The organism is Lactobacillus crispatus (assembly GCF_018987235.1).
Taxonomy (GTDB): Bacteria; Bacillota; Bacilli; order Lactobacillales; family Lactobacillaceae; genus Lactobacillus; species Lactobacillus crispatus.
On sequence record NZ_CP072197.1, the window covers coordinates 1,907,425 to 1,925,529 of the forward strand.

At 36.8% G+C, this 18,105-nt stretch carries 21 protein-coding genes; 8 read left to right on the forward strand and 13 right to left on the reverse strand.

The window, feature by feature from the left end:
- Positions 1–72: 72 nt before the first annotated feature.
- From J6L97_RS09235 to pnuC, 7 genes are all read right to left on the reverse strand, one after another.
- Positions 73–1,500, reverse strand: coding sequence for a C69 family dipeptidase (locus J6L97_RS09235; RefSeq protein ID WP_057726832.1), 1,428 nt, complete (start codon positions 1,498–1,500; stop codon positions 73–75).
- Positions 1,501–1,556: 56 nt separating this feature from the next.
- A complete protein-coding gene (locus J6L97_RS09240; protein ID WP_005720689.1) occupies positions 1,557–2,411 on the reverse strand; it encodes a DNA/RNA non-specific endonuclease in 855 nt (284 codons plus the stop codon).
- Positions 2,412–2,420: 9 nt separating this feature from the next.
- A complete protein-coding gene (locus J6L97_RS09245) occupies positions 2,421–3,377 on the reverse strand; it encodes an exonuclease domain-containing protein (RefSeq protein ID WP_013086811.1) in 957 nt (318 codons plus the stop codon).
- Between the two features lie 15 nt (positions 3,378–3,392).
- Entirely contained in the window at positions 3,393–4,214 is an 822-nt protein-coding gene (locus J6L97_RS09250; protein ID WP_057726831.1) for an SIR2 family NAD-dependent protein deacylase, read from the reverse strand.
- A 1-nt stretch (position 4,215) separates the two neighbouring features.
- On the reverse strand, positions 4,216–4,863 hold the full coding sequence (locus J6L97_RS09255; RefSeq protein WP_005720683.1) for a DUF421 domain-containing protein: 648 nt from the start codon (positions 4,861–4,863) through the stop codon (positions 4,216–4,218).
- Positions 4,863–5,312, reverse strand: coding sequence for a DUF3290 domain-containing protein (locus J6L97_RS09260; protein ID WP_023488319.1), 450 nt, complete (start codon positions 5,310–5,312; stop codon positions 4,863–4,865). The genes J6L97_RS09255 and J6L97_RS09260 overlap by 1 nt, the downstream gene beginning before the upstream one ends.
- 103 nt (positions 5,313–5,415) lie before the next feature.
- On the reverse strand, positions 5,416–6,156 hold the full coding sequence (gene pnuC, locus J6L97_RS09265) for a nicotinamide riboside transporter PnuC (protein WP_013086814.1): 741 nt from the start codon (positions 6,154–6,156) through the stop codon (positions 5,416–5,418).
- 254 nt (positions 6,157–6,410) lie between these two features.
- Between pnuC and J6L97_RS09270 the strand changes: the two genes are divergently transcribed.
- The gene (locus J6L97_RS09270) at positions 6,411–6,722 is read left to right on the forward strand and encodes a hypothetical protein (RefSeq protein ID WP_057726734.1); all 312 of its coding nucleotides are present in this window, start codon (positions 6,411–6,413) and stop codon (positions 6,720–6,722) included.
- Between the two features lie 43 nt (positions 6,723–6,765).
- Here J6L97_RS09270 and J6L97_RS09275 read toward each other — a convergent pair whose 3' ends face one another.
- On the reverse strand, positions 6,766–7,506 hold the full coding sequence (locus tag J6L97_RS09275) for a PAS domain-containing protein (RefSeq protein WP_054832838.1): 741 nt from the start codon (positions 7,504–7,506) through the stop codon (positions 6,766–6,768).
- Positions 7,507–7,654: 148 nt separating this feature from the next.
- Positions 7,655–9,259, reverse strand: coding sequence for an ATP-binding cassette domain-containing protein (locus tag J6L97_RS09280; RefSeq protein ID WP_057726735.1), 1,605 nt, complete (start codon positions 9,257–9,259; stop codon positions 7,655–7,657).
- Between the two features lie 121 nt (positions 9,260–9,380).
- Between J6L97_RS09280 and J6L97_RS09285 the strand changes: the two genes are divergently transcribed.
- The 5 genes from J6L97_RS09285 to J6L97_RS09305 all read left to right on the forward strand — a co-directional run bounded on the left by J6L97_RS09285 (position 9,381) and on the right by J6L97_RS09305 (position 13,692).
- A complete protein-coding gene (locus J6L97_RS09285) occupies positions 9,381–10,298 on the forward strand; it encodes a prolyl aminopeptidase (protein WP_005722412.1) in 918 nt (305 codons plus the stop codon).
- A 57-nt stretch (positions 10,299–10,355) separates the two neighbouring features.
- Positions 10,356–11,075, forward strand: a complete 720-nt coding sequence (locus J6L97_RS09290) for a response regulator transcription factor (protein ID WP_057726736.1) — start codon at positions 10,356–10,358, stop codon at positions 11,073–11,075.
- A complete protein-coding gene (locus J6L97_RS09295; RefSeq protein WP_191088330.1) occupies positions 11,062–12,396 on the forward strand; it encodes a sensor histidine kinase in 1,335 nt (444 codons plus the stop codon). Before J6L97_RS09290 ends, J6L97_RS09295 begins: the two co-directional genes overlap by 14 nt.
- A gap of 118 nt (positions 12,397–12,514) precedes the next feature.
- On the forward strand, positions 12,515–13,063 hold the full coding sequence (locus tag J6L97_RS09300; protein WP_013086824.1) for a PepSY domain-containing protein: 549 nt from the start codon (positions 12,515–12,517) through the stop codon (positions 13,061–13,063).
- 17 nt (positions 13,064–13,080) lie between these two features.
- Positions 13,081–13,692 carry a PepSY domain-containing protein gene (locus J6L97_RS09305; RefSeq protein WP_057726738.1) on the forward strand — a complete coding sequence of 204 codons (612 nt, stop codon included), beginning with the start codon at positions 13,081–13,083 and terminating at the stop codon, positions 13,690–13,692.
- A gap of 61 nt (positions 13,693–13,753) precedes the next feature.
- Here J6L97_RS09305 and J6L97_RS09310 read toward each other — a convergent pair whose 3' ends face one another.
- From J6L97_RS09310 to J6L97_RS09320, 3 genes are all read right to left on the reverse strand, one after another.
- Positions 13,754–14,278, reverse strand: coding sequence for a GNAT family N-acetyltransferase (locus tag J6L97_RS09310; RefSeq protein WP_057726739.1), 525 nt, complete (start codon positions 14,276–14,278; stop codon positions 13,754–13,756).
- Complete coding sequence (locus J6L97_RS09315) at positions 14,278–14,733, reverse strand: MarR family winged helix-turn-helix transcriptional regulator (RefSeq protein ID WP_005723920.1); 456 nt, start codon at positions 14,731–14,733, stop codon at positions 14,278–14,280. Before J6L97_RS09315 ends, J6L97_RS09310 begins: the two co-directional genes overlap by 1 nt.
- A 90-nt stretch (positions 14,734–14,823) precedes the next feature.
- Positions 14,824–16,470 (reverse strand): peptide ABC transporter substrate-binding protein, encoded by a 1,647-nt coding sequence (locus J6L97_RS09320; RefSeq protein ID WP_057726740.1) that lies wholly within the window; start codon positions 16,468–16,470, stop codon positions 14,824–14,826.
- Between the two features lie 300 nt (positions 16,471–16,770).
- Between J6L97_RS09320 and J6L97_RS09325 the strand changes: the two genes are divergently transcribed.
- Together J6L97_RS09325 and J6L97_RS09330 are read left to right on the forward strand one after the other, a co-directional pair.
- Positions 16,771–17,166: a DUF1304 domain-containing protein gene (locus J6L97_RS09325; protein ID WP_013086828.1), complete on the forward strand. Its 396-nt coding sequence runs from the start codon at positions 16,771–16,773 to the stop codon at positions 17,164–17,166.
- A 126-nt stretch (positions 17,167–17,292) separates the two neighbouring features.
- Entirely contained in the window at positions 17,293–17,880 is a 588-nt protein-coding gene (locus J6L97_RS09330; protein WP_057726741.1) for a PepSY domain-containing protein, read from the forward strand.
- Here the strand turns inward: J6L97_RS09330 and J6L97_RS09335 are convergent.
- Positions 17,858–18,070, reverse strand: coding sequence for a hypothetical protein (locus tag J6L97_RS09335; RefSeq protein WP_068813322.1), 213 nt, complete (start codon positions 18,068–18,070; stop codon positions 17,858–17,860). The two genes, J6L97_RS09330 and J6L97_RS09335, sit on opposite strands and share 23 nt — an antisense overlap.
- Between the last annotated feature and the right edge of the window lie 35 nt (positions 18,071–18,105).

Genomic DNA, 18,105 nt, shown 5'->3' on the forward strand with positions numbered 1-18,105 from the left:
TTTTAAAATTCGGGTTTACTAAATATTGTGGTAGGTACCAAAAAAGCCATGAATTAGTCATGGCTTTTTGTATCATAAGTTATCTCCACGTTCAAATTGATATTTTGAACTATTCAAGGCTTGACGAACCAACTTGCTCATCAAGCTCTTAGTCTTTTTGGTAATCACACCAGCAGTTTCATCATTAGCGCTAGTTAAATATTTAATAAGCTCTCTGCCTTCCATATTTTTAGCTTTTTCATCAATAAGATCAATTCGGCCAATACCGTAGCTTTGACAATCATCACGATAGGCGTTTACCTCATAAATATATTGGTGATAGCGTGGTTCAACAAGCACTTGTAAAGTTTTATACAACCAGTAAGCACTACTATCTGGATCAACGATATGATCTGCCACCTTATAGTTAAGTGGTGTATCCTCAATATTGGTGTAGAAAGGAACATATGGTGAATATGCATAAAAGCCCATATTAATCCATTGAATTGCAGCCATCTTGGCAGGAACATCATTTCTAATTTGCAAGATGCTTGATTCTTGGTTTCTGTCTAAAGCAATAGAACGGAACATCTTTTGTTCTTTTTCTGAACCAGATGAAAAAGTGTCCATTGGATCGTATGGTGTACCGTTATAGTGACTAGTTAAAAATCTTTGCACATCTTCAACACCAATCTTCTTTTCGGGAACGCGCGTAAATGGCATTTCTTGACTAGTTGGGTCTTGTTCAATGCTTGGATTAAACAACTTCTGTCCATACCAAGTTCTTGGAGTATTGTAAAAAGCATCAGCTTCATCCTTAGTACCAAAAATATCTCTGAAAGAAAAGCTACCGTCAGTACTATTGTTTAAATGATTCTTTTCTACGAATTCTCGAATACCAGCTGAATACATAAAGTTATCTGGATCATCAAAGTCAACATTTTGAATCACCATGATGTTAGGACAAATTGCGTAAGAATCATCAGGAACACGAGCCGCAACCCATTGGTGACCCGCGCCAGTTTCCAGATACCAAACTTCCTTGTTGTCTGAAAAGGCAATACCGTTGCTTTCACCGGTACCATATTTTTCGATTAATTGCCCTAAGCGCTTAACACCTTCACGAGCAGTCTTCACGAATGGCAAAGTAATATAAACCATTGAGTCTTCGTTGATTCCATTTGCTACTAAAGGATCATGTCCTAAGCAGCGAGCATTAGTAGCTTCAGTTTCAGTGGCTGACATGGCAACGTTATATTCGTTAATGCCTTGCTCGTCCCAGCGACCTTCTGAATCATCAGCAGTAGGGACAGCAGTCCATTTGCAGCCATCGCCCTCAAGGTGCATCTTAAAGCCGTTATATTTTGATACATAATCTTCATCATAATGACGGGCTGGGTTTACCACAAAAACTTTTTCGTTAATGCCACCATAACCGTCTTCGTCACGCGCAATCATGGTTGATCCATCGATTGAAGCGTCCTTACCAACTAGCATTGCAGTACAGTTATCTTTTTTCATTATTGTTTATACTTCCTTTTTTATTTCAGTAATAATTTTTCATATTATTAATTCTACTACTCATTAACCTGCATTTGCCGATCAACTTTTGCTCGACCGTTATTATAGTTAAAAACATAACCGGGCTGCACGTTATAGAGATAGACATTGAAGTTTAAACTGCCATCAGTTGAAACGGCCTGCAAATTCACGCCGCGGGCCATTAACTCATTACCACGAAAAACAGCAGTTGCTTGATAAATTACACGCTTATTCTGCCGCAGTGCTCTCCTAACCTTAGCCTCAAAAATAGTCTGAATCTTTTGGTTAGAATAAGCGGATTGCGTAAATAAATTCTTAGGATTATTTTGGTCCCCTGATTGATTGCGTGGATCATAATTGCCGCTTTGATCAATTCCAGCTGAGACTGAATAGGCAATCAAGTGGCCCCGATTATAGATTTGGGTACCGTTACGGTGATTATAGTGCCAGCCAGTCGGTTCAACATATTGCCTTACTCGCAAGCTATCATTAGCCACATTGCGCTTTTCCAAAAAGGCTGTATTAGAGCGCGATGTTCGATTCAATGAATCAAGGTTAGAGTAAATCACCCGATTTATCTTCCATGCGCCTTTGACCAAAGTCGACTTATCATGGTTGACTTCGGTATAAGCGCGACTGCCACTCTTAAAATTCAAATTAGCTAATTTTTGATAATCAGTTGGCGATAGACCTCCATAATTGGTCTTGGCTTTTGATGCATCGCTAATTGTATTAGTTACATGTTCATCATTATTGCCAGTAAAGTCACGCAAAAACTGGCTGCCATTTGGATCGCTGCCAGCTTTAGTAAAAACTCCCCATAAAATCGCGATTAAGACAATTAATGATGAAACAACCGTTCCTTGTTTTTTTCGTCTTCTTCGTGTCATCTTTTTCCTCTAACTACGAGCCCAATCATCAAGCATGCTTAAGAAAAAGGTCTCCGAGAAACGTTTAATCTTAGCACCATTTTTGATCAAATCACGTGCTGCATTCAAATCCTGATTATCTTTTCTAAAGAAATCTTGATCACCCATGATTAAGTAATTAGTCGTTGCTAACACTGAATTGTCAACTTGGCCGCCCATATTGTTGATCATCTTGCCCGCTTCAGCTTCGTTCATATGAATATTGCCAGACAAAACGATATTCTTATTTTGAACCGGATTGTGCCAACCTAAGTCAACATAATCCAATTCGCCAGTAGTTAGGTCGATATTCTTAATCTTGCTTTGTGCCTTTTCCAATAAATCATCAGTAAAGTGCTGGGCAAAGTCATCATAAACCTTGATCGTATCAAGAGAATCCTGCAAACCGTGGTGAGCCTCAACTTGAGCAATTCCAGCCCGCTGCATGCAGTCAAGCAGACGGTTATGGCGCTCGCGTGGATAATATGTCCGCGCCAAACGCAATACGTCAACGTAATCATTATCAAGCACTGGTAAGCCATATTTTTGACTTAAATCATACAAAAAGTTCAAGTCAAAATTGACGTTATACCCAATGATAACGTCATCACCAATAAACTCACGAAATTCACGAATAGCCTGCTCAGCCGGAATCCCTTCCTTCACAATTTGCTCTTCAGTAATTCCATTTAGCTTAGTAATAAAAGCAGGAACAGAATTATTCTTGGAAAACTTCACCAAATTAGTATATTGATCAACAATTTGACCGTTACGTACCTTAACCCCACCTAATTCAGTAATTCGATCGCGGTAAGGATATAAGCCCGTTGTTTCAATATCAAGCATTGTATAATTGGTCAAAAAGTCAGGCTTTTCCTGTCCTTTTTTACGCAACTTGTCTTGCGCACCGGTTACATGTAAAATTCCATTTTTTATGTAAATACTCATTCTTCACCTATTTAATTATTTAATCAAATTCATCAGCATCTCGTGCGAATTGCTATCAAAACCCATTGCTCGTTTCTTAAGATCAGCTGGAAAATCTGCATCAGCTAAATCAGCGGCAATATAATGCCAATTAGGAAATTGCTGCACTAGCTTTACCATTGGATCAAGTAATTGAGGACTGGTCTCATCTACGCCTAATTCCAAAATTACGACATTCTTGTCCTCGGCTCCCGTTAGAAACCAACGAAAACGCGTATTAGCATCGGTATCAGGGAAGAAGTTAGCATTCAGCGGCATATGCAATTCCATTGGGCTATTGCAGTCCTCGCACTTTGGTACTAAATCTGTCGTTACGTTGCCGTTCTTAATTGCCGTCATAAAGCGTTCTACTACTTCACGGTTATCCTTTTGACCATGATTAATCCCGCTAGAACACTGCATTTTAGTCCAATCACCAAAGGCATTGAAAATTCGATTTTCATTAAAGCCTGCATTTTCAAAAAAGTGCCCGAATGTACTGGTCGCAATAAAATATTTTTTATCACGAATTAGCTTTTTTAGAGCAAGCATCGTCTCACTAGGCTCATATTGTAAGGAATATTCGTTGATTAGCTCACTCCAAAAAGCCCATTGCTCGCTCCAAGTATCAAACCTCTTATCTAATGCATCCCCAATTGTATGCACATCATACTTATCTGCAATTTTGCCAAATTGATCATCAAAGCCTTCTTCACTTAGGATATCTAGTCCCTCTTCTTTTGCCATGCCATTACCAGCCGTTACGATCACCGTGTTAGCATTTTTCAGCCATTTTTTTGCTGTCACTAAATCTGCCATTTTATCTCTTTCCCTTTGAATAACCTGTCAAGCGTAATTGTCCATTAATGTATTCTCCTAAGAAAACATCACTGATACTATTATAACCTGCCTCTTCAACTTGTTGCTGTAACCAAGCTTCGCTTTTGTGAATCAACTCTAAGACATCAATATTAGCCTGACCATCACTAATTATTGGGAAACGAATGTTAGCTTCATCATTTTCAATAATAGTTAATTGCCCGTTTTGCTCAAAGATACAATTCTTAATCTTTTCAACAGAGTAGATACCTCGACTGCGCAATTTAAACATTAATTCATTAGCGGAGATTCCTGCCTTCATGCAGTTGCCAACTAGCACCTTACCATTTTTGATTACCTGAACGGGTTTACCATCGATAATCCCTCTAATCCAATTATTGTGATCACGGCTGAATTTCAAAATAAAAACAACCAACGTCCAAACGATTAGAACTAGGAAAAACTGAAGAATTGTAATACTAGGATTGTAAATCAAGCCACCAATAATTCCACCTAAAACATAATTCTGCAATTGATCTAATGCAGTCGTAGGAGCCAGATTAGACTTACCAAAGACATTGATTTGAATGATTAAAGTTAAGATACCGAGAGCAAACTTAATGAATAATTGTGTGTAATCTAGCTGCATTATTTTATTACCTCTACTTTATGATCAATTACATGGGCTTGCGTTAATGTGTAAGTATTGCGATCATCATTAAGGTTTAACTGATAATCAATATTTTTAGAATCAATCCTTACGATCATGCCATTAGTTAAAACAGTTGAACTAACTAAAACATCAGAAGTCGAAACATTTTCATCTTTAGCAATCGATTTGATGAATGGCACGATTTGAATCGCCTGTGATTTTTGCGTATTAAGTTGCACATATTTTTCATATTGCGTACCGGCAAACAAAAGCAAAAATAATAAGGCAATAATACCCAAATCGCGATACTTGGTTGCAAAACGGTTATGTAAATATAGCAAAGCAAAAATTATCATTGCTAACGCCGCCACCAACATCAAAGCATATAATACTGCCTGATTAGTATTCTGGTTATTTTGAATATATTTCATTGTATAAAAGGTCATGCTCTACCTCACCCTTCATATTTTTCTTTCATTCTAACACAGAAAAAAAGTAGCACTTTCGTACTACTTTTACTAGAAATTATTCACTTTTCACTATTATTAATTATTTTTGAATTTCTTTTAATCCAGCTTTGCGACGGCCCATGTTAAACCATGGTGAAACAGTGAAGGCTAACACATCATTAATTACATAGATTAATGAATTAATTGCCATGGCTAAGTTTGCATCACCTTGAGCATAAGTTACGCCCCAAAGAATCAACTGGAAGACGCCACTAGCAGTCCACCAAAAGTATTGATTGTTGTAACGCATAAAGCACATGATCCCAGCAGTTAATGAAATAGCAAAACTAATAGCATCAATCCAAGGACGAGGATCATTGGTAAATTTACCAATCAAAAAGCCGGATACAACATAAACAAGTAAAGTTCCAACAATAGCAATAAGCCATTCCTTTGAACCAAATTTTCTCAAATGATTCTTAGTATCGTCATTCCATGATCTAACGGCAATGATAACTGGTAAATCTAAAGTTGCAATATAGGCAATCTGTTCAAAAATGGAAAGATAATTCTTAGCTGACCAACCTGCATAGATAAAACAAGCAGCTGAAATCAACCCCAACCAACCATTAATTGCCTTAGTAGCGTTAATTGCCAATACACAAAGTGTACCCAAAAGCGTACCAATAAAAGTAATCAAAGTTACGCTTGTAATTTTGCCTTGAATCAGCAAAGCTAATTGAAATCCAAACGCAAAAAACCATAAACAGTAATTTTGAACTGGCCAGCCTTTCAATTGATTAAATAGCCAAACAAAATAATTTTCGTGTTTTCTTTCCATCCTATTCAACATTCCCCTTTTTTATTTTAGGTCGCAAAATACAAGATCTTGTGCCTTATCCGTGCTATGCAAAAAAGCACATCGATATCTATCCTAATAGAAAGATAAATTTTATACAAGATTGAATTCAACCAAATATTGTGTTATTAGCATAAGCTATATCTATATGTTGTAGTCAAAATTAAAAAGTAGCTTAAAACTATGTTTTTTAGTAAAATGACACTATGTCACAAAAATGATAGAGGTGTATATATATGCTAAAAAACAAACTAATTTATGTTCCTCAAAAAATATTCCAACAAATTCTTCCTACTAAGGCAACTAACACTCCAAACTACCAATTGCCTATCAACTATTACGATCCTGAAGGCAACATGGTTGGCACTTATTCTGGAATTAACCTGGCGGCAAATGAAACTATCACTCACCACCAGCTCAAAAGATTTATCAACATTCATCTTCCTGAAAATTACGAAGTTTTTCCTTACTTTGCTTATCCTAAGGAGAATATCACCTGTGAAAATCTGCCTGATGAAATAATGATCGCAGTCAGATTATCTAATTAAAAAAGGCGACTCGATTGAGTCGCTTTTTTCATTGCAATTGATATTAATGTTGCGAAGCACCAGTTGTAGTATCTGGTTCTTCGTGCTTTTCTTCTTTAACTTCTGCAGCTTTAGTTGATGCACCAGTTGCGGCGTCTGGATCAGAATTTCTACGGTAAGTTGCACCAGTAGTTGCATCATCATCTACTACCAATTTTTGACCAGTAGTCTCACAGAAGTACTTAACTAATGGATACAGGTCTTGGACCCATTCATAAATACCAGCATAGTTGCCTTGGTCGTCTTCTACACGCTTATAATAGTGCAAAACCAATTTCTTTAAATTACCTGTTGGCACTGGCATATAAACATCATCATGACCTTCATGCTTGGTCCGCAAAGCATGAACCACCTTTTTAGCATCTGGAATAACATCGCGGACATCTGGGTGAACTGCTCCCATCGTATCACCAACTTGATCTGGCGTACGTTTAGCCAGCATCTTCTTGTTAGGATCAGTTGGACGGTTATACCACAAAAATTGGTTGTTATCGTCAACAAACGTCATTTCACCGATAGTATTTCTTAACATCCAATTAAGTTGATTAACAGTTAACAAACCTGCATCAAGTTTGACATAATCATCGCCTTCTGCAGCATGAACTTTCTTAGCGGCTTTATCTAACCAATCAGGATCATTTTTATCAATTCCCTCAACTGTATATTTAGACTTGCCCTTTGCATCAAAATCTTCTTTTAAGTATTCATCGGCATTCATATCTTTAAGCCATTTTGGTTCAGCCATAGTAAAACCTCCTCGTATGAACTCTGTTAACCTAATTATATGATGTAAGTGGTTTCAGTTCAACGATTTTAATATATTTTATAAAATATTTTCGCTAGCTAAATTATATATTATTTTATATAAAAAGAGCTGATCAACGATCAACTCTTTACATCTTTGTCTCAATTGTATGAGTGTCCAAATGAATGATCACGTCAAACATCGCTTTTTCTTCTGGTGAAATCTTATGAGCCACCTCAATAACAGCAATACGTGGATTCTTCAACAGAGTCTTATGAATGCCTAACGACAAGTTCGGGTCAAGTGCACTTGTCGCTTCATCAGCTAGCAAAATCGGCCGATCTGATAAAAGCGCACGGGCAATTTCTACTCTTTGGATTTGTCCACCTGACAAACCACTACCGTTTTCACCAACAGCCTTATCCAGCCCTTGTTCTTTTACTAATTCGTCTAATCCAGACTCATGAATAACTTCTTTCAAATGCTCGTCACTCACTTTACGTCCTAACGTAATGTTGAAACGCAATGTATCATCAAACATGAATGGCTTTTGATTAACATAGGAAAAATAATTGTGGGCAGCATCCCAGTTTCCCGTTACATCCGTACCATTGATCAAAATTTTACCGTCTTTGGGCTTTCTCAAACCTAATAGCAAGCGAAGCAAGGTGGTCTTGCCCCAACCACTTGGCGCCATCAATAGAACTTTTTCACCCGGCTTAACTGTTAAGTTCACATTCTCAAAGATGCGTTTGTGATCACTACTTGTAACATAAGATAGTTGTTCAACCTCCATACCATCAAAATGATCGATCTTCTGCTTATCATCTTTCAGCACGTGATGCAAAGCGCGCTGGTTTTTTTCCCACATTGGCACAGTCGACTTGACTTGGTTAAATTCGTTAAAAAGAGTCACGATTGGCGTGATAAAGTTCAAGGCCAAATCGACGATCATTACTAATGTACCCACCTTTAAATTTCCCTGCATCATCATAATACCGCCAATAGTACATGGTACGATGAAGCAAAACAATTCAGCAGCTGAATAAATTAATTCTAGTGCCCAAGCTTGAGTCAATGCCATATTACGCAGAGCGTTCTCCATTGCCTGGGCCGCACCAGCTGCTCGTGTAACGATGTTGGTGCGCACGTTATAAAGCTTGGTAGCCTGTGCCCCATTTAATGAATCGGACACATTTTGCGTATAGTTAGCGTTAGTCGTTGCCCAAATCTTGGACTTACGTGTAATGATAGGACTGGTAAGCATTTGAACTAATGCTGGCGCAAGCGTAGCAATCAAAAATACTAGGGTCATCTGCCATGAACTATAAAGAGCAAAAGTAATTGCCCCGAAAAACGACAAACCTTGGAAAATCATATCCAATTGTGCCGTTATCCGATTAGTTTCAATCTGTTTTAAATCGTTGGTCATCAGTGATAAACCGCTCTTGATATCAGGCTCACCTTGATCAACCAAATAACGCAAGTTAGCGCGCTTAAAGGTCATATTCACGTCACGAATAATGCCCATCTTTACCGTTTCATAGACAAAGTTACTGGCCATAAAACACATCTGACCTAAGGCAGTCAAAGCAGCCAGGCGAATCAAATGCAGATAATCATGTGATCCTGACGAAGCAACATTCAACATAATTTGTACCATATAAGCTACAAAGACGATGTTGCAGGCCTTGATTGCGGCCAAAATGGTATAGCTAATAATTTGGCTTTTTTTAGCGTACTTCAGGCTCATTAATTTCTCCTTTTCTATCCCGTTAGAAACATTATACCCGCTAGCTTGTCTTTTTCTCAATTAGATACGATAATTAGAGTAAACATTTTAATTTTTAATGAAAAGCAGAAAGGAACTTTTAATGAAGACTGGTACTAAAATTATTACTTTAGACAACGGTTATCACTTATGGACCAACACCCAAGGTGAAGGCGACATTCATCTTCTAGCTTTGCATGGTGGTCCTGGCGGCAATCACGAATATTGGGAAGACACTGCAGAACAATTGAAAAAGCAAGGCTTGAACGTGCAAGTTACTATGTACGATCAGCTTGGTTCGCTTTATTCAGATCAGCCTGACTACTCTGATCCTGAAATTGCCAAGAAATATTTAACCTACGAATATTTCTTAGATGAGGTTGACGAAGTCCGTGAAAAGTTAGGACTTGATAACATTTATTTAATCGGTCAAAGCTGGGGTGGTCTATTAGTTCAAGAATACGCCGTTAAATATGGTCAACACTTGAAAGGTGCAATTATCTCCTCAATGGTTGATGAAATCGATGAGTACGTTGCTTCAGTTAACAGAAGACGCCAAGAAGTTTTACCACAAACCGAAATCGACTTCATGCACGAATGTGAAAAGAACAACGACTATGATAATCAACGCTATCAAGATGACGTACAAATTTTAAACATTAATTTCGTTGACCGAAAGCAACCATCTAAGCTTTACCACTTAAAAGACATTGGTGGAACCGCTGTTTACAACGCTTTCCAAGGCGACAATGAATTCGTAATTACTGGTAAATTAAAAGACTGGCATTTCAGAGATCAATTACACAAGATCAAGGTGCCAACCCTATTAACCTTTGGTGAAAACGAAACTATGCCAATTTCAACTGCTAAGATTATGCAAAAGAAGATTCCTAACTCACGCTTAGTAACTACACCTGACGGTGGTCACCACCACATGGTTGACAACCCTGACGTATATTATAAGCACTTAGCTGACTTTATTCGTGAAGTAGAAAATGGTACATTTAAGGGCGAAAATTAATTAACAGATATTCAGGCTGGAATCGATTTCCGGCCTTTTATTTTTAAGGAAAATGATATGGATGAAAAAGATGTCAAAATTCTGCTAGTTGAGGATGAAGAAAGCGTCGCTAGCTTCGTCAAAACTGAATTAGAATTTGAGGATTACCAAGTTGTTTGGGCTGAAGACGGCAAAAAAGCATTAGAACTTTTTACTCAAGAAAAGCCAACTTTAATTTTGCTTGATTGGATGTTGCCGGTATATGATGGCATGACCGTGTTACGGCGAATCCGCAAGCAAAGTGATGTGCCGATTATTATGCTCACTGCCAAAAACTCTGCTTCTGATATAAGCTCTGCTCTTGATCAGGGACTAGACGACTACATCACCAAACCATTTGAAATCGAGGAATTGCTGGCACGAATTCGGGTAGTCTTGCGAAGACTGGAAAAAATGCGGCAGCAAAATGACGTCCCTGATACTTCCCTAGAATTTGGCCCATTAAAAATTGATCTGCTTAAGCACGAATTTTACTGTGACACCGAGCAAATTTATCTTACTCCTAAGGAATTTGCCTTAATCACTGAACTAATGCGGGACCCCGAAAAAGTCAAAAGTCGTGACGAGTTGCTTGATACAGTCTGGGGATATGACTTTGTTGGTCAAACCAATACTGTTGATGTTTATATTCGAACTATTCGCAATAAAATAGGCGAGCCCTATAAGAAAATCATCAAAACCATGCGCGGCTTGGGCTATTGTTTGAGAAAATTAGATGATAATCATGAAAAAAGCTGATCCTAAATCAACTACCCAACAATTAACATACTTATTCGTAAAGCTATTTGTAGCTATTTTAATATTAGTCAATGTAGCTTTCTTAATTATTTCTTCTGCTTACATCTATTATCAAGCTGAACGACAAAGTGAGCAGGTTGTTAGAGCTGTTAAAGATAATCTAGATTCACAATATGATTGGTCGGCAATGCTAGACGCATATTTAGCCAAGCAAGACAGCGATGCGATTACTCTGACTACGCCACATGGCAAAACTTACTACTCTGAAGATGCGCATGAAACTTTTAAGTATATTAACGAGCAGAGACACTATCAAAATTTAGTTTATTCAAACAAGCACATTTACTTTTTAAAAGATGAGCAAAAGCATAATTTTAAAATCAATGTTGCTCTAAACATTGATAGGTTATTTCATTTAATTATTTGGCTATTTTGCACAATGTTAATTATTAACTTAGCCGCTATTTTGATTAGTATCCCACTTATTCGACGTTTATCACATAAATGGAGCCGTCCAATTCAAACAATGAATAGTGAAATTCAAGATATTCAAAAAGATGGGGCTACAACTAAAATTACAGTTCCTAATCAACCACTTGAAATTAAACAGCTTGCTAAATCATTTAATAATTTGCTTACTTTTCAAAATAAGGCTTTACAGCGGGAACAACAATTTGTTAGTGATGCCTCGCATGAACTAAAAACTCCGATCGCTGCAATTCGCGGTCATGTTAACCTAATCAGACGACATGGAAAAGATAAACCTGAAATCATCCCCAAATCATTAGATTATATTGACGTTGAATCCAAAAAGATGGAAGGCTTAATTAATGACCTACTCGCTTTAGGCAGAATAGAGAGAAATACCAATTTAACGCAAACTAATTTGGTGAAAATTATTAATGAAATAACCGCTGAAATTCAAGCAGTTTATCCACATAAAATACACACTGACATGCCGCAAGAACTATTTTTCCTCATCAATCCAACAGATTTTAGAAACATTGTGCATAATTTAGTGGAAAACGCTGCTAAATATTCGCCTGAACATAGCGATATTAACATCTCATTAACTCAAAAAGAAAATCAAATACTCTTTCAAGTAGCAGATCACGGCATCGGTATTGCAGCGAAAAATCTCGAAAAAATATTTCAACGTTTTTATCGTGAAGACACTTCTCATTCGAGTAAAATTAAAGGATCTGGCTTAGGCTTGGCAATTGTCAAAGCTGAAGTTGATAAGTATCATGGACAAATTAAAGTTACAGATAACGCTCCTCAAGGAACAGTCTTCACAGTTTCTCTTCCACTAGAAAAATGAAGAAATCTTCATTTAAACTCTATTAAATCTTAGTTTTTTTAAGCCGCTTACCTAGTAAGATAAATATATCAAGTAAAGCAAAACAAAAATTATTAACGATTTTAGAGGAGAATTTTTTATGAAGACTATTAACTTAAAGAAAATTACTATTACCGGTGCAGCATTACTCGGCTTAGGAACTGCCGCAATTGCTACAATAAATTTAGCTAACGAAACTAATGTTGTGCAAGCTGTTTCAAGCAAAATTAAGGTTTCACAAAATACAGCTGTTAAAAAGTTTAAGGCAAAGTTCAAGACTGCCAAGATTGAATCAATCAGTTTAGATAAAGAAAATGGTCGCTACGTTTACGACATTGAAGGTTTCACTTCAAGCAAGGAATATGAAATGAAAATCAATGCTTCAACTGGCAAAACTATCTCATCGCATTCCGAAAAATTAGATCGCGATGAACGTGGCAAAAAGGCTTTAAGCTTAAGCAAGACAATTTCTCGCTCTACTGCTACTAAAATTGCTCAAAAAAGAGTAGCTGGAAAGGCAGTTGAATGGTCATTAGACCGGGAAGGTTCAAAGCATGTCTGGGAAGTAACCATCAGTAAGAATGGCCAAAAAAGTGAAGTTAAGGTTAACGCAATTACTAAAAAAGTAATTAGTGTTGACCGTGATTAATTACGAGAGGACATAGAATGAAATTTACTAAACTTACAAGTGTCGCACTACTAAGCGCAACTTTATTAACAACAGTAGTAGCTTGTTCTAAGCAAAACGACACTGCGACGACTACTCAAAAAAGTGTTACTTCCTCAAAAGTTACACACAATTCTGAGTCAGCAGTGAGCAAACAATCTCGAAAAGATAATATTCAAATCAAATTAAGCCAACAAGAGGCCATTGACAAATTTCAAAAACAATTTAGTGGTAAGCAGCTTAAAAGTATTGAATTAAGTCGTGAAGGTAATCATTACCTTTACGAAATCGAGGGATTCGATTCAACCAATGAATACTCTGTTAATATCAATGCAGAAACTGGTCAAATTGGCCACGTTCATTCAGAAAAATTAGATCATGATGATCGCAATCAAAAGGCCTTGGCCCTCAGAGGTGCCATTAGCCGTGACGACGCTAGCCGCATTGCAGAAGAACACGTTAAAGGTACTAGTGAGGAATGGAAACTAGAACAAGATGAAGATACCGGTAAAACATACTGGGAAGTTACAGTTAAAAATGGTCATCAAGAAACAGACGTTAAAATCAACGCCCATACTAGGGAGATTATTTTAACTGAACACGATGATTAACGAATAAGAACACATAGAAAAAGGCACAACATTATTCTTCAAGTTGTGCCTTTTCGTATGTTTAATTTCTGGTCAATTTCTTCACTAACAGCCAATCAGTTTGTGGGTCACTCCCCACTTGGAAAGTGTGTTGACTCACTTTACTAAAACCATGCCGCTTATAAAAATGCTGTGCTGGCACATTTTTTTCATAAACACCCAACCACATATAATCCTTACCTTCTTCACGCGCCGTTTTTTCCGCAAAATCAAGCAACACATTTCCTAAGCCGCGATGTTGAAAACTAGAACGCAAATAAATTCGTTCCACCTCTAAGGCATTCTCACGCAAATGTTCTGTCTGTGCATCCCCAACATTGATTTTCAAATAGCCTGCTATTTCATTCTGCACCATTAAAAAGTAAAAACGACTATTCGGATTTTCAATTTCTTTGACTAACTTTACTGTTTCATAATCTTCTTCCAAAAAGCGTGCCATATCATTTGGTGCAGTGTAAGGATCAAAAGTCGCCTTAAAAGTTTCACGTGAAACTTTCTGTAATTTTTCAACATCACTTGTAGTAATAGGCTTAATTGTATAATCCATCAATATTCCCTCTTTCCACCATTTTTAACAAAGCGCCAGTTTTCGCTGGCATTGTCTTCTACAACCTTTAGTAAAGCAGTTAATTCCGCTCTTTGCTTTAAACTTAATCCTGATAAAACTAGTTCATTTGAGTAAGTATTTTCTTTTTCAATTTTTATTGCTAGTCGCTTACCTAAATCAGTCACAAACAGATGCTTAATCTTTTTATTCTCTGCATCGTTTTCTTTCTTAATTAGTTGATTTTGCTCTAGCTTTTTAATGCTGCGGGCTGTCGTTGTCCGGTCAACATTAAGCATCCCAGCTAAATGATCCGAGATAATCCCTGGATTTTCCTTAATCCGCACCAGATATAAATATTGTCCCCGATTTAATTGCATTTCTTTAAATTCAATGTTAGCAATCGAATCAAGTGCCCGCGCAATTGTGCCAATTTGACGTAAAATATCTTCTTTCATTTTTTTCACCTTAGAAATTATTATATTAAATTTTGTTGTAATTGCAACAATAAAGATAAAAAAAGAAAAATGGGATTACTCCCTTCTCCTTTAATCTACATAAGCATATTTATATGACCATTGTGTACCAGCAGTATTATGAATAAGGCCGTGAACACGCTTATTTTGTAAATATGCAGTTGTTTGTTGATATATTGGTGTAATTGCCTGATTGCCGTTTACGATCTTAGCCGCCTTAACTAAATCATTCCACCGCTTTTCTGGATTGTTTGCATCTTCATTACCAGCTTTTTTAACCAAATTATCGTATGTAGAATTAGACCACTTACCATAATTATATGAAGTGCCAGTCATTGGAATTTGCATAAAGGTCATTGGATCGTTAAAGTCGCCGCCCCAATGTGATAGATAAATGTCAAAGTTGCCTTGCTGTGCTCGACTGGTGGTTGATTTATCAGGAATATTGGTAATATTTATCTTGATTCCCTTCAATTCTTTGGTCCATTGTGACTGCAAATATTGGGTCAATTGATCACTGTCTGTTTCATCATTTGAAGATAAAACATCAAAAGTCAAACTCTTTTGGCCAATCTCCTGTAATCCCTTTTGCCAATATTTCTTGGCTAGAGCTGGATTATAATCAACTGTATTTTTCACTGCTTGTTCTTTAGCAAAATCTATACCTGTTTTAGGATTTGAAGCTAAGTCATTTGCCACAAAACCTGTTGGCAAAGTTGAACCATTGCCTAAAACTTTTTTGGTTACAACATCGCGATCAATTGAAAGTGATAAAGCTAAACGAATATTTTTATTGTTTAAAGCTGCACGATTAATCTGATTTTTGTCTTTAAAATTGTAAAGTAAGAATCTAACAAGTGAATATGGATATTGAGTAAAGTCCTGATTACTCTTCAAGTTCTTAACTTGTTCACTTGAAAGTGGCGTTAAATCCAGCTTACCTTGTTGGTACATTTGATAGCCTGTATTGTTGGACTTAACTACCTGATAATTAATCTTGTTCAACTTGACTACCTTCTTGTCCCAGTAATCATTATTCTTAACAAATGACCAGGTATCATTAGTTCCATTCCATCCTTTAATCTTGAAAGGACCTGAGTAGACTTGGTACTGAGCCTTGGTTGCGTATCTATTGCCATACTTTTTCACAACTTTTTCGTTTTGCGGCCCAAATAGTGGATAAGCCATCAATACTCTAAAGTAAGCGATCGGGCGATTTAACTTAACCACTACTGTCTTTTTATCCGGTGCAGAAATTCCTAATGCATTAGGTGATTTCTTTCCTGCAATGATTGCGTCAGCATTCTTCACGCCACTAAAAAGATAGGCATACGGAGAAGCGGTCTTAGGATTCAAGCTTCTTCTCCAAGAATAAACAAAGTCCTGCGCTACAATCGGATCACCATTGGACCACTTAGAATCACGTATCTTAAACGTCCAGGTCTTACCATCTTTAGATACGGTCCCAGTTTTAGCTAAGCCGGCTGTTGGCTTACCATTTTTACCAAGACGATAAAAACTTTCGAATACATTGCCAGTTTGACCAAATCCGGTAGACTTACTGATATCAATAGTATCTAATGGAGCTGTGGTGCTTAAATTTAAAGTGCCACTTTGAGCTGCCGACTTACTACTGCTATTGCCATTACCACATGCTGCAAGAAGCATTCCTAATGAAATAGTAACGACTCCTGCTAAAACTCCCTTTAGTTTCGACATAAATTTTCCTTTCTCAAACAAAAAAATGGGATGTACTCCAACACGGAATACATCCCATTAAGAACCACAACTTTTTAACTAGTTAATCAGTAATAGTCTTAAGATGAACCACCACATCAGAGCATGTCAAACAAATGCTGTTTGTACAACAACATTCAGTGTATTGACATTGCATTTGACGCTTAAACATGTGATTCATCCTCCTTCTTACTTTTGATAAGAATAATCATAATTTATTCGATCACGATTGTCAACAAAAATCTATTGTATAATTATAGAAAAATATTTGGAGGAATTTTTATGGAAATTATAAAATATGGTCCTTACACTCTTTTCACACTTATTGGAACAATCCTAACATTTATCGTGGCTATTGAGCATATCGGTATCTGTTTCTTAGAAATGTTTGGTAAACCTGAACAACAAGCTAAGGCTTTCGACATGGATATCAATTTTGTTAAACAAGAAGCTGCTCAAGTTTCACTAGCTAACCAAGGTATCTACAATGGGATGTTGGGTGTAATTTTGATCGTTGCTTTCTTTATTTTTCCTATCCCTATTCTTTTTAACGTATGGAAATTAATTCTAAGTTTGATTGTCATAGTAGCAATTTATGGCGGATTCACTGCAACTAAAAAAATCTTCCTAGTACAAATGCTACCCGCGCTTTTAGCATTAATTTTTCTTTTCGTGTAAAAATATTGCATTTTTGTACCAAAAGCCATAAGAAAATTTAAAGCACCTAGTGATAAACTGTCACTTTGTGGTTATGTAATATATAATATCAGTAAACATATAGAACATAATAACGAGGTGGAATTCATGAGAAAATTTTTTATCATTACCAGCAGCATTATCACTGGGTTACTTGTTGGAATAATTGGGACAACGATCTATCTAAATAATCAGTCGTCAAAAGTAAGTAACTTTACCATTCGAACTACTAATTTAGCAGCTAAGCCGGAAACGATCAGCTATTCTAGCAATAACTTGCCACAGATTAATCTCTCACAGGATTCCGCCGTCCAGAAATTCAAATCATTATATACACATGCAGTAGTCAAATCGATCACGCTTAATTTAAGTAAAGATATCTATGTTTATGACATAGTGGGTTATGATGACCGTAAAGACTGCACTATTCAGGTTGACGCAACTAATAACAAGATTCTAGGTCAGTCTACGCAGGTGCTTGATTATGACTACGAAAAAGATGCGTCTTTGAACCTAAAAAAGACAATTTCACGCCAAGAAGCTAATGAAATTGCCCTAAAAGAATTCAGTGGAGGAACACCGATTTCATGGGAGTTAACTGATGACAATAATCATTCAATTTGGAAAGTTAAAATGATCCACGGTGAACACAAACATACCGTAAAAATTAATGCTAGAACAAAGGCTGTAATCTAAAAGAAGTTCTCATTATCAATGAAGATGTGAGGATTTCTTTTAACATTTCCAAGTCATTGCCACCATCGTAAAAATATTGGTGTAATGAATATATCTTTTCTTGTTTTCGCATTAAGGCACCATTTTCTGCAACGTAGATGACATCGGGATATTTAGTAATGCACATGTTTTGAACAGAAATTTTAGACAAAAAATAATCCCCAACTTATGCACAAGTTGAGGATT

Excerpts from the sequence above, each read along its gene's own strand:
- J6L97_RS09235 (WP_057726832.1), bottom strand. The coding sequence starts at position 1,500 with ATGAAAAAAGATAACTGTACTGCAATGCTAGTTGGTAAGGACGCTTCA.
- J6L97_RS09240 (WP_005720689.1), bottom strand. The coding sequence starts at position 2,411 with ATGACACGAAGAAGACGAAAAAAACAAGGAACGGTTGTTTCATCATTA.
- J6L97_RS09245 (WP_013086811.1), bottom strand. The coding sequence starts at position 3,377 with ATGAGTATTTACATAAAAAATGGAATTTTACATGTAACCGGTGCGCAA.
- J6L97_RS09250 (WP_057726831.1), bottom strand. The coding sequence starts at position 4,214 with ATGGCAGATTTAGTGACAGCAAAAAAATGGCTGAAAAATGCTAACACG.
- J6L97_RS09255 (WP_005720683.1), bottom strand. The coding sequence starts at position 4,863 with ATGCAGCTAGATTACACACAATTATTCATTAAGTTTGCTCTCGGTATC.
- J6L97_RS09260 (WP_023488319.1), bottom strand. The coding sequence starts at position 5,312 with ATGACCTTTTATACAATGAAATATATTCAAAATAACCAGAATACTAAT.
- pnuC (WP_013086814.1), bottom strand. The coding sequence starts at position 6,156 with ATGGAAAGAAAACACGAAAATTATTTTGTTTGGCTATTTAATCAATTG.
- J6L97_RS09270 (WP_057726734.1), top strand. The coding sequence starts at position 6,411 with ATGCTAAAAAACAAACTAATTTATGTTCCTCAAAAAATATTCCAACAA.
- J6L97_RS09275 (WP_054832838.1), bottom strand. The coding sequence starts at position 7,506 with ATGGCTGAACCAAAATGGCTTAAAGATATGAATGCCGATGAATACTTA.
- J6L97_RS09280 (WP_057726735.1), bottom strand. The coding sequence starts at position 9,259 with ATGAGCCTGAAGTACGCTAAAAAAAGCCAAATTATTAGCTATACCATT.
- J6L97_RS09285 (WP_005722412.1), top strand. The coding sequence starts at position 9,381 with ATGAAGACTGGTACTAAAATTATTACTTTAGACAACGGTTATCACTTA.
- J6L97_RS09290 (WP_057726736.1), top strand. The coding sequence starts at position 10,356 with ATGGATGAAAAAGATGTCAAAATTCTGCTAGTTGAGGATGAAGAAAGC.
- J6L97_RS09295 (WP_191088330.1), top strand. The coding sequence starts at position 11,062 with ATGAAAAAAGCTGATCCTAAATCAACTACCCAACAATTAACATACTTA.
- J6L97_RS09300 (WP_013086824.1), top strand. The coding sequence starts at position 12,515 with ATGAAGACTATTAACTTAAAGAAAATTACTATTACCGGTGCAGCATTA.
- J6L97_RS09305 (WP_057726738.1), top strand. The coding sequence starts at position 13,081 with ATGAAATTTACTAAACTTACAAGTGTCGCACTACTAAGCGCAACTTTA.
- J6L97_RS09310 (WP_057726739.1), bottom strand. The coding sequence starts at position 14,278 with ATGGATTATACAATTAAGCCTATTACTACAAGTGATGTTGAAAAATTA.
- J6L97_RS09315 (WP_005723920.1), bottom strand. The coding sequence starts at position 14,733 with ATGAAAGAAGATATTTTACGTCAAATTGGCACAATTGCGCGGGCACTT.
- J6L97_RS09320 (WP_057726740.1), bottom strand. The coding sequence starts at position 16,470 with ATGTCGAAACTAAAGGGAGTTTTAGCAGGAGTCGTTACTATTTCATTA.
- J6L97_RS09325 (WP_013086828.1), top strand. The coding sequence starts at position 16,771 with ATGGAAATTATAAAATATGGTCCTTACACTCTTTTCACACTTATTGGA.
- J6L97_RS09330 (WP_057726741.1), top strand. The coding sequence starts at position 17,293 with ATGAGAAAATTTTTTATCATTACCAGCAGCATTATCACTGGGTTACTT.